Source organism: Paraburkholderia diazotrophica, from assembly GCF_900108945.1.
Lineage (GTDB): Bacteria > Pseudomonadota > Gammaproteobacteria > Burkholderiales > Burkholderiaceae > Paraburkholderia > Paraburkholderia diazotrophica.
Map to the genome: position 1 here is coordinate 1 of NZ_FNYE01000044.1, position 15519 is coordinate 15519.

The 15519-nt window shown below is 59.3% G+C and carries 18 protein-coding genes; 7 read left to right on the top strand and 11 right to left on the bottom strand.

From position 1 onward, the window contains the following. The 4 genes from BMW76_RS33930 to nifB all read right to left on the bottom strand — a co-directional run. Positions 1-316 (bottom strand): nitrogen fixation protein NifZ (locus BMW76_RS33930; RefSeq protein ID WP_090873261.1); only part of this gene is annotated, 316 nt, incomplete at its 3' end. A 30-nt stretch (positions 317-346) separates the two neighbouring features. Next, positions 347-745, bottom strand: a complete 399-nt coding sequence (locus BMW76_RS33935; protein ID WP_012406772.1) for a HesB/IscA family protein — start codon at positions 743-745, stop codon at positions 347-349. A gap of 65 nt (positions 746-810) precedes the next feature. Then, complete coding sequence (locus BMW76_RS33940; RefSeq protein ID WP_012406771.1) at positions 811-1005, bottom strand: 4Fe-4S dicluster domain-containing protein; 195 nt, start codon at positions 1003-1005, stop codon at positions 811-813. A 67-nt stretch (positions 1006-1072) separates the two neighbouring features. Beyond that, positions 1073-2680 carry a nitrogenase cofactor biosynthesis protein NifB gene (gene nifB / locus BMW76_RS33945; RefSeq protein WP_090873231.1) on the bottom strand — a complete coding sequence of 536 codons (1608 nt, stop codon included), beginning with the start codon at positions 2678-2680 and terminating at the stop codon, positions 1073-1075. A gap of 431 nt (positions 2681-3111) precedes the next feature. On the opposite strand from nifB, the gene nifV reads away from it, so the two are divergent. The 7 genes from nifV to BMW76_RS33980 all read left to right on the top strand — a co-directional run bounded on the left by nifV (position 3112) and on the right by BMW76_RS33980 (position 8778). Further along, positions 3112-4248, top strand: coding sequence for a homocitrate synthase (nifV, locus tag BMW76_RS33950; protein WP_062827041.1), 1137 nt, complete (start codon positions 3112-3114; stop codon positions 4246-4248). 42 nt (positions 4249-4290) lie between these two features. Continuing rightward, positions 4291-4629, top strand: coding sequence for a nitrogenase stabilizing/protective protein NifW (gene nifW / locus BMW76_RS33955; RefSeq protein WP_090873232.1), 339 nt, complete (start codon positions 4291-4293; stop codon positions 4627-4629). 14 nt (positions 4630-4643) lie between these two features. After that, positions 4644-5492 (top strand): electron transfer flavoprotein subunit beta/FixA family protein, encoded by an 849-nt coding sequence (locus BMW76_RS33960; protein WP_090873233.1) that lies wholly within the window; start codon positions 4644-4646, stop codon positions 5490-5492. Continuing rightward, positions 5489-6613 carry an electron transfer flavoprotein subunit alpha/FixB family protein gene (locus BMW76_RS33965; protein ID WP_012406766.1) on the top strand — a complete coding sequence of 375 codons (1125 nt, stop codon included), beginning with the start codon at positions 5489-5491 and terminating at the stop codon, positions 6611-6613. The genes BMW76_RS33960 and BMW76_RS33965 overlap by 4 nt, the downstream gene beginning before the upstream one ends. Further along, a complete protein-coding gene (locus BMW76_RS33970) occupies positions 6613-7923 on the top strand; it encodes an FAD-dependent monooxygenase (RefSeq protein ID WP_012406765.1) in 1311 nt (436 codons plus the stop codon). Before BMW76_RS33965 ends, BMW76_RS33970 begins: the two co-directional genes overlap by 1 nt. After that, positions 7920-8219 carry a ferredoxin family protein gene (locus BMW76_RS33975; protein ID WP_012406764.1) on the top strand — a complete coding sequence of 100 codons (300 nt, stop codon included), beginning with the start codon at positions 7920-7922 and terminating at the stop codon, positions 8217-8219. Before BMW76_RS33970 ends, BMW76_RS33975 begins: the two co-directional genes overlap by 4 nt. 73 nt (positions 8220-8292) lie before the next feature. Next, entirely contained in the window at positions 8293-8778 is a 486-nt protein-coding gene (locus BMW76_RS33980) for a hypothetical protein (protein ID WP_012406763.1), read from the top strand. 144 nt (positions 8779-8922) lie between these two features. On the opposite strand, the gene BMW76_RS33985 is transcribed toward BMW76_RS33980, so the two are convergent. From BMW76_RS33985 to nifA, 7 genes are all read right to left on the bottom strand, one after another. Further along, positions 8923-9495: a nitrogen fixation protein NifQ gene (locus BMW76_RS33985; RefSeq protein WP_090873262.1), complete on the bottom strand. Its 573-nt coding sequence runs from the start codon at positions 9493-9495 to the stop codon at positions 8923-8925. A gap of 16 nt (positions 9496-9511) precedes the next feature. Then, the gene (gene fdxB / locus BMW76_RS33990) at positions 9512-9814 is read right to left on the bottom strand and encodes a ferredoxin III, nif-specific (protein ID WP_090873234.1); all 303 of its coding nucleotides are present in this window, start codon (positions 9812-9814) and stop codon (positions 9512-9514) included. Then, on the bottom strand, positions 9811-10032 hold the full coding sequence (locus BMW76_RS42185; protein ID WP_090873235.1) for a CCE_0567 family metalloprotein: 222 nt from the start codon (positions 10030-10032) through the stop codon (positions 9811-9813). The genes fdxB and BMW76_RS42185 overlap by 4 nt, the downstream gene beginning before the upstream one ends. A 72-nt stretch (positions 10033-10104) precedes the next feature. Further along, positions 10105-10521: a nitrogen fixation protein NifX gene (nifX, locus tag BMW76_RS42190; RefSeq protein ID WP_090873236.1), complete on the bottom strand. Its 417-nt coding sequence runs from the start codon at positions 10519-10521 to the stop codon at positions 10105-10107. Positions 10522-10577: 56 nt separating this feature from the next. Next, a complete protein-coding gene (gene nifN / locus BMW76_RS34005; protein ID WP_090873237.1) occupies positions 10578-11927 on the bottom strand; it encodes a nitrogenase iron-molybdenum cofactor biosynthesis protein NifN in 1350 nt (449 codons plus the stop codon). A 21-nt stretch (positions 11928-11948) separates the two neighbouring features. Then, entirely contained in the window at positions 11949-13442 is a 1494-nt protein-coding gene (gene nifE, locus BMW76_RS34010) for a nitrogenase iron-molybdenum cofactor biosynthesis protein NifE (RefSeq protein WP_090873238.1), read from the bottom strand. 186 nt (positions 13443-13628) lie between these two features. After that, the gene (gene nifA / locus BMW76_RS34015; RefSeq protein WP_090873239.1) at positions 13629-15272 is read right to left on the bottom strand and encodes a nif-specific transcriptional activator NifA; all 1644 of its coding nucleotides are present in this window, start codon (positions 15270-15272) and stop codon (positions 13629-13631) included. Positions 15273-15519 lie beyond the last annotated feature (247 nt).

Sequence of the window (15519 nt, forward strand, 5' to 3'; positions counted from 1 at the left end):
CCGTGGCCCGCTCGCCCAGACACGCGAGCACGTCATCGGGAAGATAATCGAGCGTGCACAGTTCCTTCGCGCGCATGCCGACCTTGCGATCTGTTTCAACGAAATGAACCGCATAGATGTAAAACCGCTGCAGGAACATGTCGATCCGGGTGACATAGCCTGCGTCGCCCTTGTTCACGAGAAGCTCGCCCATATTCTTGCCGGTGTAGGTGCCATCGTTGCGAATTACCGAGCGCGCGATCACACGCTCGCCAATGCTGAACGATGGCGCACACGCGACCTCGATGGCGTCCTCGTTTTGGAAGTCACCCATCATTTGCTCCTGCGAAAGGCCAAGGTGTGCACTTCACGATGCTGGTGGCGGCAACAAGGGGCGCCCGTGTCCGATCGCACCCACTTCAATGCGCCTGACACCGGGTTCGCCTTCGCTGGCGGCAACACCAGGTCCCTGATTGTCCTTCATGAACGCGAAACCCGACCGATCAGGTGTGTCGACGAAGTCGATCGTCACACCGTCCAGCAGCAGGCGGCTTTCTGCGGGCAGGAAAAGACGCAGACCATTGATCTCCATCGCCTCGTCGCCTGGCTGCGCCCCGGTTACGGCACTGAATCCGGCATCGTATCCAGAGCAGCCGCCAGAGTTCACAAGCAGACGAAAACCCGCACCAGATGGCAAGCCGGAAAAGCGCACAATACGGCGCATGAACTTTTCGGCAGCGGGTGTCACGGTAAGGTTGGGCAGCATGGTGTCGGTCCTGTCAAAGTGAGCAGTCGTTAGACGCAAGTGGCGCGATGCGCGGGGAAACGGGGCTAGGCCGGAACGATGCATCCGTCCACGGGGCACACCGCCACGCATTGCGGAGTATCGAACTGGCCGTCGCACTCCATGCATTTCTTCGGATCGATTGCAAAGACACCGTTTTTCTCACTGATGGCGATATTGGCGCACTGCGGCTCGCAGGCCGAGCAGCCGGTACACGTTGACGCAATGATCTTCAGGGCCATGCGACACTCCTTGCAATGATGATCGGTGTAAGCCCGGTGAGACAGGCATGACTATCCTGCCTGCCGCTCAAGCAGCTGCATCCGCGGTCGCAGCCATCAACGCCCCCGGCGGGATTGTGGCCTCGCCACGTTGCGCATGCACGATCACGCCACCGGCTACACGGCTGCAATAGTCGGCGAACCACGCAAGCGCCGCCTTTTCGATAAATTCGCCCGCGTACTGGTCCACCGGCTCGACGCCCGCGCGCGATAGTTCCTTGCGCGGACACGCGCCGATCTTTGCAACCAAGACAGCATGACAATCGCTGATCGCGCGCGTGAGCTGCAGCAGGCCCTCGTCGTCGCCATAGCCGCCTTGGCAATAAAGGTCCACACGGCGGTGGCCGACGAAGAACGCTCCGGCAGCGCCAACCTCGAAAATCTGGAATTCGGAGACATGCCCGAAATGCGCGTTCACCCGGCCGCGCCCCTTCGTCGCGACGGCAATCAAAACCTTCATGTCGCCCTCCACCGCGCTCGCCTGCGCGAAGGCGAGCGCCTCTTGTTTCGCACCACGCTGCATATCGACTTCGGCTTCCAGGCGTCGCTGAAATTCGCGGCGACCGTCGAGGTCATAGTCGACTTCCATGTGGTCGATCCTGTCGAGCGTGAACTCCTCGCGGCGATCCTCGCCGAGAAGCCCCACCGCGTCGGCACGACACTGCCGGCAATGGCGCATCAGGTTCGTGCCGCCCATGCACGCCTCCTGCACGGCCTTAAGCTCACTCGCAGTCGGACCACGCTGTCCGCGCAGGCCGAAATACGTGCCATGCTCTGGCTGGGAGATCAGCGGCATGATGTTGTGCAGAAAGGCACCGCGCCTCTTTACCTCGCGATTTACCTCGATCAGGTGTTCGTCGTTGATGCCTGGAATCAACACCGAGTTGATCTTCGTAAGTACGCCACGCGCAGTCAGCATCTCGAGTCCTCGCATTTGCCGCTCGTGCAAGATGCGCGCGGCCTCTTTTCCCGTGAGTCGTCGGTGGCCCCAGAAAATCCACGGATATATCTTTTCGCCGATGACAGGATCGACCATGTTAATGGTGATGGTTACGTGGTCAATGTTGTGCTCGCAAATCTCGTCGACAAGGTCCGGCAACGCGAGTCCATTCGTCGACAAGCATAGCCTGATGTCCGGAGTCCGCTCGCGAAGCATACGGAAGGTGTCGAAAGTCTTTTTCGCATCAGCCAGCGAATCGCCGGGACCCGCAATGCCAAGCACGGTCAGCTGCGGGATCCGGCCGGCGACGGCCACTACCTTTTTTACCGCCTGCTCCGGCGTCAGCTTCTCCGACACGACACCAGGCCGGGACTCGTTCGAACAGTCATATTTGCGATTGCAGTAGTTGCACTGAATGTTGCACGCCGGGGCCACCGCCACATGCATCCGCGCATAATGACGATGCGCCTCTTCTGAATAACAGGGGTGATTCTTAATCTTTTCCCACACCTCTGTCGGCAGGTCATCGGGTATGCCTGACGAACCACGGCCAGACTGACCGTCGCCACCACTGCGTGGACAACAACCGCCGCCCGGGGGAGCGAGCGCTTCGACGGTGGACCCCAGGCGCGTTATCTGCCCGATGCCGATACAGGCAGTTGAGGGCAGCATGCTGTGGTTCGCGCTATCTTCCATGGATATCTCCTCGCAACCGACGGCGGTCGCGCGCTAATCCAGAGCGAAATCCGTGCCACTCGAACGCGATTCGCTTCGGGTCTCGTTCAATCTTGGAGTTGGTCGGACACCGGTGATAGGGCCGATCAGGTTTCTCGGGTTTGCGCCGGCATTCAAATTCGACAAACCCGACTAATCTGTCGCTTTTGCGACAGATATCACAATTGCGGTGTTTTGTTCGCAAACATTACTTCGCATACCAAATTATTATAATAACCGATGCGGCGCTCAATCCGCTCGTAGTCGCCTGATGAACGTCAGCACTGTCAGGAAAAGGACATAGGCGACACGAATAGCCGGTTGAAATGCCCCGCAAAGCACTCTGTCACCGGTGATGCTTGTCTGGCACGAGCCTTGCGAATCCATCGGCGACTATTCAATAGGCCGTAGACATGCTCAAACCGATAATCAACGACACGACACTCCGCGACGGGGAGCAGGCCGCCGGTGTCGCGTTTCGCCTCGAGGAAAAATGCGCGATCGCCGCATCACTTTCGCGCGCTGGTGTGGCCGAACTCGAAATCGGAATTCCGGCCATCGGCGAAGACGAAATCGCGTGCATCGAGGCCATTGTCGACCTTAAGCTCGACGCCAGTCTGATGGTTTGGGGCCGCCTCACCGATGGGGATCTCGCTGCGGCATTGCGCTGCCGTGCTGATATCGTTCATCTCTCGATTCCGGTTTCGGACATTCATTTGCAGTATAAGCTGCGTCAGTCGCGCGGCTGGGTACTAGCGCAGATAGCACGCGTCGTCGAGGAGGCAGCGAAAAATCACTCTAAGATTTCTCTTGGCATGGAGGACGCTTCGCGCGCGGACCCCTCGTTCCTCATAGAAGTCGCTCGCTGCGCGCAGCGATATGGAGCGCAGCGTGTGCGGTTTGCGGATACCGTGGGTGTGCTGGATCCCTTTAAGACCTTCCACGCCATTGCAGCGCTGCGCAGTGCTGTTGATCTTGAGATCGAAATTCATGCACACAACGACCTCGGGCTTGCCACAGCCAACACACTCGCCGCTCTTGGGGCCGGCGCCACGCACGCGAACACCACCGTCAACGGCTTGGGTGAGCGGGCCGGCAATGCGGCGCTGGAAGAAATCGTGATGGGCGTGCGGCACCTGCTGGGACGTGACACAGGCGTCGACACGCGAGCGCTGCTCGACATTTCCTCGTTGGTAGAACGGGCGTCAGGCCGTACCGTTTCGTTCAACAAGAGCATCGTCGGTCGAGGTGTCTTTACTCACGAATCGGGCATACACACCGACGGCATCGCCAAGCATCCCACCACCTACGAGGGATTCGACCCAGCTGAGCTCGGCCGGCAACGGTCGATGATTCTCGGGAAACATTCTGGATCTCAAAGTGTGCGCGACGCCTACGACGCTTTAGGCGTGAGGGTCGCTGAGCGACTCATCCCGCCGCTGCTTGCGCGCATTCGTTCTTTCGCCATGCAGCACAAACAGGCGCCCAGCGCAAGGGATCTGCATCGCATCCTGGCCCAAGCTCGCGGCACGCGAGTGGAGGCGTCATGAGTGTGCTCATCGCGGCCAAACCTGTCCAATAGGAGCAACGACATGCAAAGAGTTATCGAGCAACTGTATCACCTCTCATCGATCGAGGATTTCATGCGATTCTTCGAGATCGCATTTGATGAAAAGGTGGTGAACGTGAGCCGCCTGCACATCCTCAAGCGCTTCTTCCAGTACATCGAGCAACAGGAAGAACTGCCGCGGGACAACGCGACGGGCGTGCTCAACGTCTACCGAAGTCTGCTCCAGAAGGCTTACAACGACTTTGTTGTGTCCACGCCTGCGGAGCAGAAGGTATTCAAAGTTTTCCAGGAAGCGGATGGACGGAGGCTCGTCGCCCTTGACAAGGTGCGCGCGTCGTTGCCCACCCGCGGCGCCGCCTGACCCGGAGTTCCTCAATGCATATTGTCGTCTGCATCAAGCAGGTCCCGGATTCGGCGCAGATCCGGGTTCACCCAGTCAACAACACCATCATGCGCCAAGGCGTGCCGGCAATCGTGAACCCGTACGATCTGTTCTCGCTGGAAGAAGCGTTGCGGATAAAGGATCGCTTCGGCGGCGCAGTCACGATGCTCTGCATGGGACCACCACAGGCTGAGGAAGCGCTCCGTAAATGCATCAGCTACGGCGCCGACGACGCCGTGCTCGTCACCGATCGTGCGTTCGCTGGCGCCGATACGCTCGCAACATCGTATGCGCTTGCCGCCGCGATCAGGCGAATCGCAACAGAACAGGCGGTGGACATCGTCTTCACTGGCAAACAGACGATCGACGGCGACACCGCTCAGGTCGGCCCCGGCATTGCCAAGCGCCTCGGCGCCCAGTTACTCACCTATGTGTCCAGGATCGTCGAGATCGACGTCGACGCGCGCACGATCGTCGTCGAGCGTCGTGCCGAAGGCGGCGTGCAGGTACTCAAAACTGCATTGCCATGTCTTGTGACGATGCTTGAGAACACTAACGAACTGCGCTTCGCAACACTGCCCGCAATGATTCACGCGGCAGGCTTCCCCGTGCGCAAATGGAACCGCGAACAGGCCGGCATTGAGGACGCGAGCAAGATCGGGCTGAAAGGTTCACCGACCGTGGTCAGCAAAGTGTTCGGCCCGACGCCGCGCGCTGAAACGGCTGAAATGCTCGAACTCGGCGCGTCCAGCCTCCGCGATGTGTCGTTGAAACTGATGCATAAGATATTCACTCGCCATCCGACTCTGGAGGCGGACGTGCTGATGAAGAGGGACTCATGAACTCGCCCGCTGCCTCAAACAAGAAGCCGGCCGTGCCAGCCAAACCGGCCGGAGGCCGTAACCTCGATCTGCCCGAGCACCTAAAAGCCTATCAGGGTGTCTGGGTCTTTCTTGAGCACGATCGGGGTCACGTACATAGCGTGTCGTGGGAACTGCTCGGTGAGGCGCGCAAGCTCGCAGACAAACTCGGCAGCGACGTCGCCGTGGCGGCGCTCGGCGGTAAGGACGAGCCACTTGAACAGTTTGCCACCCAGGCGTTCAGTTTCGGCGCGGACAAGGCATACGTGATTCACGATCCGGTATTGCTCGGTTACCGCAACGAGCCGTTCACAAAAGGGCTGACCGATCTGGTCAACAAGTACCGCCCTGAAATCCTGCTGCTCGGTGCAACCTCAACGGGCCGAGATCTCGCCGGCTCTGTGGCAACGACGCTCTCGACCGGCCTCACCGCCGACTGCACCGAGTTAAACATTGATCCAGCCTCGCGCGCGCTGGCGGCCACACGGCCGACTTTCGGCGGCTCGCTACTTTGTACGATCATGACGCTCGCATACCGCCCGCAGATGGCGACGGTGCGCCCGCGGGTCATGGCGATGCCGCAGGCGCAAACGGGGCGCGGCGGCGAGATCGTGAAGGAGGCGCTTGGGATCGTTGAGGCCGACATTGTGACCAAATTGCTCGACTTCATCGCCGATGACAAAAGTAATCAGGTCAACCTGCCCTACGCGGACGTCATAGTTAGCGGCGGCAAGGGGCTAAAGAACCCGGAGAATTTCCGGCTCCTGTTCGATCTGGCACGCGTGCTCGGCGGCGAAGTTGGAGCAACCCGTCCGTGCGTGCAGGCGGGCTGGGTGGAGGCCGATCGGCAAGTCGGGCAGACAGGCAAAACTGTGCGGCCGAAACTTTACATCGCTGCGGGCATCTCGGGCGCGATCCAGCACCGCGTCGGCATGGAGAGTTCTGACGTCATCGTCGCGATCAACACCGACCCGAACGCTCCGATTTTCGACTACGCGCACTATGGCATCGTCGCGGACGCACTTCAACTGCTGCCGGCGCTGACGTACGCGTGCAATGACCATCTGGAACTGCAGCAGATGCGTAGCAAAAGGAGAGCATGATGAAAAAGACCTCACGATTCGATGCGATCGTCGTTGGTGCCGGACCGTCTGGCAACGCCGCAGCTTACGTGATGGCCAAGGGCGGACTGGAGGTGCTTCAGATCGAGCGCGGCGAATATCCTGGCAGCAAAAACGTTCAAGGCGCGATTCTCTACGCAAACGCGCTGGAACAGATCATTCCGGACTTTCGTGATCACGCTCCGCTCGAGCGCCACATCATCGAGCAGCGCATGTGGATGCTCGACGATACTTCCTTCGTGGGCACGCACGTGCGTAGCGACGACTACAACAAGCCACCGTACAACCGCTACACGATCATCCGTGCGCAGTTCGACAAGTGGTTCTCATCGAAGGTGCGCGAGGCCGGCGCATTGCTGATCTGCGAGACCACGGTGAATCACCTGATCATGGATGGAGACCAGGTGGTCGGCGTGCAATGCGATCGGGAGCAAGGCGAGGTCTACGCGGACATTGTGATTCTCGCGGACGGGGTCAACTCAACGCTCGCACGCAAGGCGGGCTTTCACGGCGAAATCGAGGCGAGCAACGTCGCGCTGGCTGTGAAGGAAATTCTCTTCATGCCAGAGGAGACCATTCGTCAGCGCTTTAACGTCGGCGATGAAGAAGGCGTCGTGATCGAGATGGTTGGCCGGATCACCGAAGGCATGGCGGGAACAGGGTTCCTCTACACAAACAAAGAGTCGCTGACCATTGGGGTCGGCTGCATGCTGAGTGACTTCAAAAAGAACTCGAACCGCATGAGCCCGTATGTGCTGCTCGAAAAAATGAAGCGTCATCCGTCAATCGTGCCGCTCATCGCAGGGGGCGAGATGAAGGAGTACTGCGCTCACCTGATTCCCGAAGGAGGCTTCGATGCGATACCGCAAGTGTACGGCAATGGCTGGATGATCGTCGGTGACTCAGGCGGCTTCGTCAATGCCGCGCATCGCGAAGGTTGCAATCTCGCCATGACAACAGGACGCCTCGCTGCCGAAACCGCCATCGCCGCAAAAGCGGTTGGCCGTGGCTACCGCGCTAACGCACTAGCCACGTATAAAGACGCGCTCGACGACAGCTTCGTGATGAAAGACTTATACAGATACCGCGACATGCCGAAAATCCTACACCGCAATCCACAGTTCTTTACGACATACCCTGATCTCGTCGCCAAGGCGGCCCGTACCATGATTACCGTGGATGGCGTCGACAAGAAGACCAAAAAGCACGAGGTTATGGCCAGTTTCCGCGAAAGCCGCTCGCTGACCGGGCTCGTCGGCGACGCGTACAAATTCTGGAGGGCCTTCCGATGAAAACGGTCGATGTCAATATCGAGGAAAAGCTGTTTCAGAACCGCTACCGCGTGGACGTAGGCCGGCCGCACGTCCATATCAAAAATGTTGACGTCTGCACCAACGACTGTGCCGACAAAAGCTGCACCTTCGTATGCCCTGCGTCCTGTTATCGGAAGGAGAACAACGGCTCGGTCACGCTGATTACCGACGGCTGCCTGGAATGCGGCAGTTGCCGCATTCTATGCACAGAACACCACAACCTCGAATGGGCGTACCCACGTGGCGGGCATGGCATCCTGTTCAAATTCGGGTAGAGAAACACATCTTAATCAAATCGGCTCCCGAACTTCACGAAAGGCGGGGGAGCACCATCATCGGAGCAAGTTAATGAACCTCATTACCGGTATCGAATCGACCGACCTCTTCGGCGGCAACGTCCCCGCAGCCGTGCTACAGCTGATCGATACGGCTCGCGGCGGCGACGATGAGGATGTGGCCGCCGCGCTATGGACCGCGGTTCTGACGTACCCGCGCTGCCTGCCCCCCTACTATCTCCTGTATAAGTTCCATGCGAACCGTGGTGAACTTGGCGAGGCGCAGGAGGTCGCGACCAAGGCTTTGGCGGTCGCCGCCCGACAAGCGTCGATCGACAGCAACTGGTGTGCGGTACAACCGGGCGATGCGGACTTCACCATTCCCGGTCCTAGCCGCTTCTGGCTATTCACGCTCAAGGCACTGGCGTTCATCAGCGTGCGGCGCGGCAACCGCGCCGTTGCACTGAAGCTGATCGCCAAGCTACGCAAGCTGGACCCTACCGATTGCGTCGGTTTCGATGTCGTGGAAGCTTTGCTGACACAGTCCGGATCGCGATAATTGCCTCTGACTGGTAGTACATGCTCGGCACGGCTACCGAGAAACTCCCTGCGAGTTTCTGGGGCGTTCGAGTGTCAGTGTCGGACCTGACAGTCATCGCGCACCTTCCCCGCAGGCGCATGCTCACTTGGGCAGCCAGAATCTTCATTCCGGTCCGAAGCAAGCCACGAAATCCGCGCAGTCGCCGCAGTACGGGGCCTTGCAGATAGACAATGCCTCTCGCTCGCACAGTTGCTTATGGAGGAATTTTTTCCACTTCATGCCGTGGACGTTTTTCTCAGCAAGCCGTGGAAACCAGTAGCCGAGCAGCGCCGACAATTCATGCCGCGAACGAAGGCGCAAGTCCTGCCAGAGGTGTTTGTCCCGCACACAGGCGCAGGCCAGGGCATGGGAAATACAATGGACTTCGCTGGTTGTCCCTGCGCGCGGATCAGCATGCGCCTTGAACAAGGTTATGAGGTCTTCAACCTCGTCGTATCGCGAGCCACGCTGCGGGGTGGTCACAGCCAATGCGCCCTGTGGCAGCGATAATGCACCGTCCGCGCCTGGGAACCACCGTGCAAGTAGCCAGCGGGTCTCGTCGGCATTGAGTCCGCAGATAGGCAGTATGCGCACGCCGGCTTCCTCGAACGCCGCTGAAAGCACTCCAGCGAGTGCAAGGACCGTGCAGTCGTTAGGGTTTATCGCGTGGCGCATCAGCGTCGCGTGGAAATCCATAGTCATACTCTCGCGCTCAAATCTGCGCCGGGACGTGCCTGTAGCACTTTTTCGGACAGATCTTCGCGCACGCCGTGCAGCCGATACACAACTGCGGGTGCGCAATTGTCATGACCTTCTTTTGGTACTCGTCTTCATCATCGTCATCGAGCGGAATGAGCGCGCCGTCCTCGCTTACACCAACGAGTTGAAGGACACCTCGAGAACAGACTCGAAAGCATCGCCCGCAGCCGATGCATTTTTGCTCGTCGAGCGAGGAGACAAATGCCGGAGTCCAGATTTTTCCACCGGGTAGCTTCACGCTGAAGATATCGTTCATGTCAGCCTCCGGGGCGATTCACCCGGAACCGCCGCTACGGTCTTGCGCGCGTCCATCAGCGCGGCGTGCGCGTCGTGACAGCGCTGGGCGACCATCAGGATCTGCTCCCAACCGGTCGGCAGTTCCTCCGACAGGTCATGCAGATCCATCTTGGCTTGCATTGCCAACGCATTGAGCTTTTTCAGGCGCGCCTTAAGTTCTTGCGGGTCATTCATCATGTCCTCCCCTGTCACACGACCCACTGCGGGCGTCGCGGGGCCGCCAGCGCGGCAATCGTGTCAGTGATTGAGTTAGCGATCAAATATCTCGTCATCCTCTGCAATATCGTATGATCTGCCAGCATTTTTGGTGAGCGCCTTGCGCAACCACGGTGGCGGCGAGCCCTTCAGGACGACCCTCAGCTTGATCAGGATGTCCTCGATCGACTCCGGCTGCGAAACTTTGACCGGATGGACTTTCAGCGCAACCACGCGTGCCGCGCCCGAACCGCCGATAGCCGCGACGTACAGGATCGCACAGCCCTGGATCACTTCAAGCTTCTGCGTGAGCTTGTCCTCGTCGCCGTCCTCGACCAGATTGTCACCAAAATAAAAGGCTTCCACGAACGTATGACTGTCGGCCGTTACATCGTACGTAACGATGTTCTTCGCCGACCCGAAGTGCGCGTCGACATGCACCTTATCCTGCGTGGCAAATGCAATTTTCATGCGATGGATTCCTAGTGATGTTCATGGTGCTGGCTGCAATCACCAGCACCGTCATTTCATAGCCGGGACTGCTGCGGCGACGGCGATGGCGGCAACACCCAGTCGGCTGGATGGCGGTGTACAATCTGTGCGATCAGCAGATTTGCGATTTCGAAGATAAGGTTCATCGTGCCTCGATAGCCGATCTGGCAACGATGTGCGTTACCGATGCGGTCAAACACGGGAAAGCCTACGCGCATGAGTGGCTTGTCCAGGCGTGCGGCCATCTGCCTGCCGTGCGAATGAGTAATGAGCAGATCGCAACCGGTCGCGGCTCGCTCCATGTCTTCCAGGTCACCCAGCACCACCCTCCTCGCCGGCAGTAGCGCATGCGACGCCGATGTGGTCGTGCTGACGCAGACCGACAGCTCCCCGCCCATTTCCTGTAGCAGCGAACCGATTGCGAGCAGCAAATCAGGTTCCGCACCCACGGCCACCTTGATACCGCCGGTGTAAAAATGGCCGTCGAGCATCGCATCGACCAGTTGGCTGCGCTGCCGGCGGTACTTTGGCGGAACGGCCTGCCCCGACAGTTGCGCGAGGCGCTGCAAGAACCGGTCATTGGGTTCGAGCCCGGTGAGCCGCTCGAAAATTTCGAACGGCGTCCCAGCTATCGACTCGAGCGTCTGCGCACCTTCACGGGTTTGCTCGCCAACTCCGATCGTAAAAGCCGAACCACCCGCCATCCGGATCTGATCGAGCGTAGTTCCGCCTAGCGTGGTACCGCGCCAGACAGGCGAAAGATGGCCGTCGAGCGAACGCGAGATGTCGGGGAGTATGATCGGGTCTAGCCCGAATGCGCTGACGATCTCTCGCAGTTCGTCAATATCGCCCGGCGATAGATGACTACCTGGTAGCAGATTCACCTGTCGGTGTACAGTAGGCAGCGGCTTGACCAGCGTCTTCAGGATTGCGGTAAGAGCATGCCTGTAGCCGTCCTCAAAGGCGCCAACATAATCCGGCGTCGAAACGTAGACGAGTTCGGTGTCGTTCAGTTCGGGCTTGCGTCTGCGCACCATCGCGAGATGGCCCACGATGTCTTCCCCGTTCGTCTCGGTGAGCCCCGTCGAGCAGAGCACGATGATTTTTGGCGCCGCGCGCCTACGGATGTTTAGCAGCGCTGTCTCGACGTTTTCATATCCGCCGAGAATAGTGGTAACTTCATTCATCGCTGTTGTCTGCAGCGGAATTGCCTCTCTGAAATGGCGCACCAGCAGCACGAGGCCGAACGACGTGCAGCCTTGCGAGCCGTGCATCACCGGCATGCACGCGTCGAGTCCCATGGCCGCATAGCTCGCGCCGAGCGGTTGGCTCGTTTTCAGCGGATTGACCGTGCAGGCTTTCTTTGACTCAACGACTATAGCCATGATGTTCGCTCCACGCTGCGCTCAGCCTGTGACGCCCGGACAAACCCCAGACGCGCAACCCTGCACGCTTGCACGCGACAACTCTGGCGTCCTGTCCTCCGCGAACTGCGGCAAACCAGCATTGACGTTCTCAGCCTCGTCATCCCACGGCGCCGGAATACGCACCAGATCCCAGACCGGGTTATGGATCGCGCGGTCGATTTCGCGCACTAGCGCGACGATGCCCTCATACCCGGCGTATGGATGATGGCGTTCCTGGTTGACGTCGAGCCATGGCGTGCGCGCCTTCAGCGCGACATACTGCGAGCGCCCACCAGACAGCATGATGTCGGCCTTCGCGTCGCAGAGCATCGCGTACATCTCGCGTGCCGTCATATTCTCGACCATGCGCGCGTCGTCTCCCATGATCTCTTTGATCCTGTCCTTGTCGCCCTCCGTGCTCTTCTTAACACTCGTGCCGACGATCTCAAGCCCCGCCTCCTGCAATGCCGCCACAACCGACCACGACTTCACACCGCCCGTGATCAGCAACACCCGCTTGCCATCGAGTTGCTCGCGGTACGGAGCAATGCGAGCCCAGGCACGTGCCTCTTCTGCCGCAATCAACCGCTCGGTACGCGCAAGCAGGTCCTCAGGTGCGCCCTGCTGCACCAGCAGCTTCGCGACCCGGCGTAGCGCATCGCTCATATCGCCGATTCCGTAGAACGAGCCCTCAAAGTACGGAATGCCGTAGCGCTGCCGCATCTTTGTCGCGACGTTGATCATCGACTTCGAGCACACCACCATATTGACCTTCGCGCGGTGCGCACTCGCTATCTCCCTGTACCGGCCGTCGCCGGAAATGCAGGACAATATACGGATACCGAGTGCATCGAAGAGCGGCTTCGTCTGCCACAATTCACCCGACAGGTTATATTCGCCGATGATATTAATGTCCCAAGGCGTCGTATACGCCGGTTCACGAGTGCCAATCACGTAATCGAGAAGCGCCTCGCCCCCAAGTTTGTTTCCCACGTTTTTCGATCCGGCGAAGCCGGGGGCATTCACCGGTATAACGGGCTTCCCGAATTTTTCGGATGCGTGTTTGCAAACCGCTTCTATGTCGTCGCCGATGAGCGCGGTCACGCACGTCTGATATACGAACACGGCGGGCGGATCGTACTTTTCTATGATCTCGCGCACACTACTGAAGAGCCGCCTCTCGCCACCATAGATCACATCGAGTTCATTGAGGTCAGTCGTGAAGCCTGTGCGGTAGAGCGTCGACCCGGAAGATGCCGCATGCCTGTTATCCCAGGAGTTCCCCTCGCATGCGATCGGGCCGTGAACGAGGTGAGCAACGTCAACAACCGGCTGCAGTGCGATCTTCGCGCCGTCGAACGCGCACCCGCCAGCCGCCGTCCCCGGCGAGACTTGTTTCGCGCAGCCCTGCTTGCGCTCCTTCTCGCTCTTGGCCTGGTTCTTCGCGCAACCTGGCTCGTCGAACACTTCGGCAGTGCTCGTCTTGAACAACATCGCGACTCCTGACAATCTGAGGTCCACGACGAAACGCAAGTTGCATACCATCGATGTAGAGCGCGTGCGACGCCATTGCGGCGCTGTGCAGGGGCAGGAATTGTCGTCATTGACATCATCCCGACAGAGTTGAAAGGATTGCGACATTGCACGACAATGCAGATGTACTCACGGGCCTTGTGTCTATCAGAAGCGACGTACCTCGATCTCGTGCTTGCGCAGCGCGTAGCCAATCTGCCGCGGCGTGATGCCGAGGAGCCGTGCTGCTTTCGCCTGCACCCAGCCACAACGCTCCATTGCCCAGACGAGCCGCTCACGCTCGCCCTCCGGCCTGCCGTCGCCGCCAGGGACATCGAACCGGCCGCCGTTAAGATCGGCGGCGTGGCCACTTGCCAGCGCGTTCGGCGCTTCGCTCGCAACAAGGTTCGACGAGGGACCGGGACGCACAGCATCTTCACGCTCGATGTGATGCAATACCTTCGTCAGGCACTGGTCGATCTCGCAGAGGAAGGAAAGGCGATCTATGATGTCATGGTGTGTCATCGTCGCAGTGCGCTCAACACAGTTCTCGAGTTCGCGCACGTTGCCGGGCCAGTAACAGTTCGACAGCACGCGCAATGCTTCGTCGCTGAAGCGCAGTAAGCGACCGTTGTCGCGGTTGAAACGATCGAGGAAATACTGTGCCATCGCCGGAATGTCTTCCCGACGCTCGCGCAGCGGCGGCAAAAGAATACTTACCACGTTGATGCGGTAATACAGATCCGCGCGGAACTCCCCGTCCCTCACCATTCGTTCCAGATTGCGATTCGTCGCAACAATCAGCCTTACGTCAACTCTTACCGGCGTCGCGCCACCTACCCGTTCGAACTCCCGCTCTTGCAAAACGCGCAAGAGCTTCGCCTGGAAGGACGAAGAGATATCGCCGATTTCGTCGAGGAAAAGTGTCCCACCGTGCGCTAGCTCGAAACGCCCCTTGCGTTGAGATTGCGCCCCAGTGAACGCGCCCTTCTCGTGGCCGAACAACTCGCTTTCGAGCAGCGTTTCCGTGAGCGCCGCACAATTCACCGCGATGAATGGCTGCTCCTTGCGCGGGGATAGACGACAGATTGAACGCGCGATCAATTCCTTGCCCGTACCGCTCTCGCCCCGCAACAGCACCGTCGTTCTCGCCGGCGCCACTTGATGGACCTGCGCGAATACCTGCTGCATCGCCGCCGACGCACCGATCGTGTTATCGAGCTGATATGCACGAATGGTTTCCTTACGCGGGCGCCTGACCGGCTCTGCGCCGTCGTGCATGGCCTTCTCGTCACGATGAAGCAGCAGCGCCTGTGCCATCGGCGCCGCTACAATCTTCATAAGCTGAAGGTCATCGCCGAAAGTGCGCTTGCCGTCCGGATTCTCGCAAAAAGCCACAAGCACGCCGAGCGGCCGCCCTTCGTGCCGGATCGGAGTCCCGAGCAGAGCGACATGTTCACCCTCGGATCCACCGACGGCTCCGATGTCGTCCGCGAAAAGCGGTTCTTCATTCAGCTCAGGCACAACCACTGCCGCGTCGCTCGAGTGCAACCGTCCTACGATCCCCTCTCCGGACAGGAAGCGCGCGCGGTCGCGCCAGCCCTCTGACAACCCAGTGCTGCACAAACTGCACAGATGTCCGTCCGGTTCCGTGACGGCGATGAACGCCGAGCGCCATCCGAGCGCATATGACAGATAACGCAGCGACTTGTCCAACGTCCGCTCGGCGTCACGGGACGAGACTAGCGTCTTTACTACTTCGTAGACTACATCGAAATCTGGAGGACTCTCGTTGAGATGAAAATGCGGCATGGATTTGAGCTCCGGCGCTAGCACGCCAAGCGCCCCGGAAACACGGCTCGACAAAAATGTCGATACTGTGCTCGCGTCGGCGATGACAAATTTGCACGCCACAACTAAGCGCGTGTCGACGACGCCGACAAAACGAACAAAGTCGCAACTGCGATATCGAATAGGTGCGACAACCACAACAACGTGCGCCTGTATGCGCGCCTAGGATACTAACGGAAAAAATTGGAGGTTTTACTACAAATTCTCG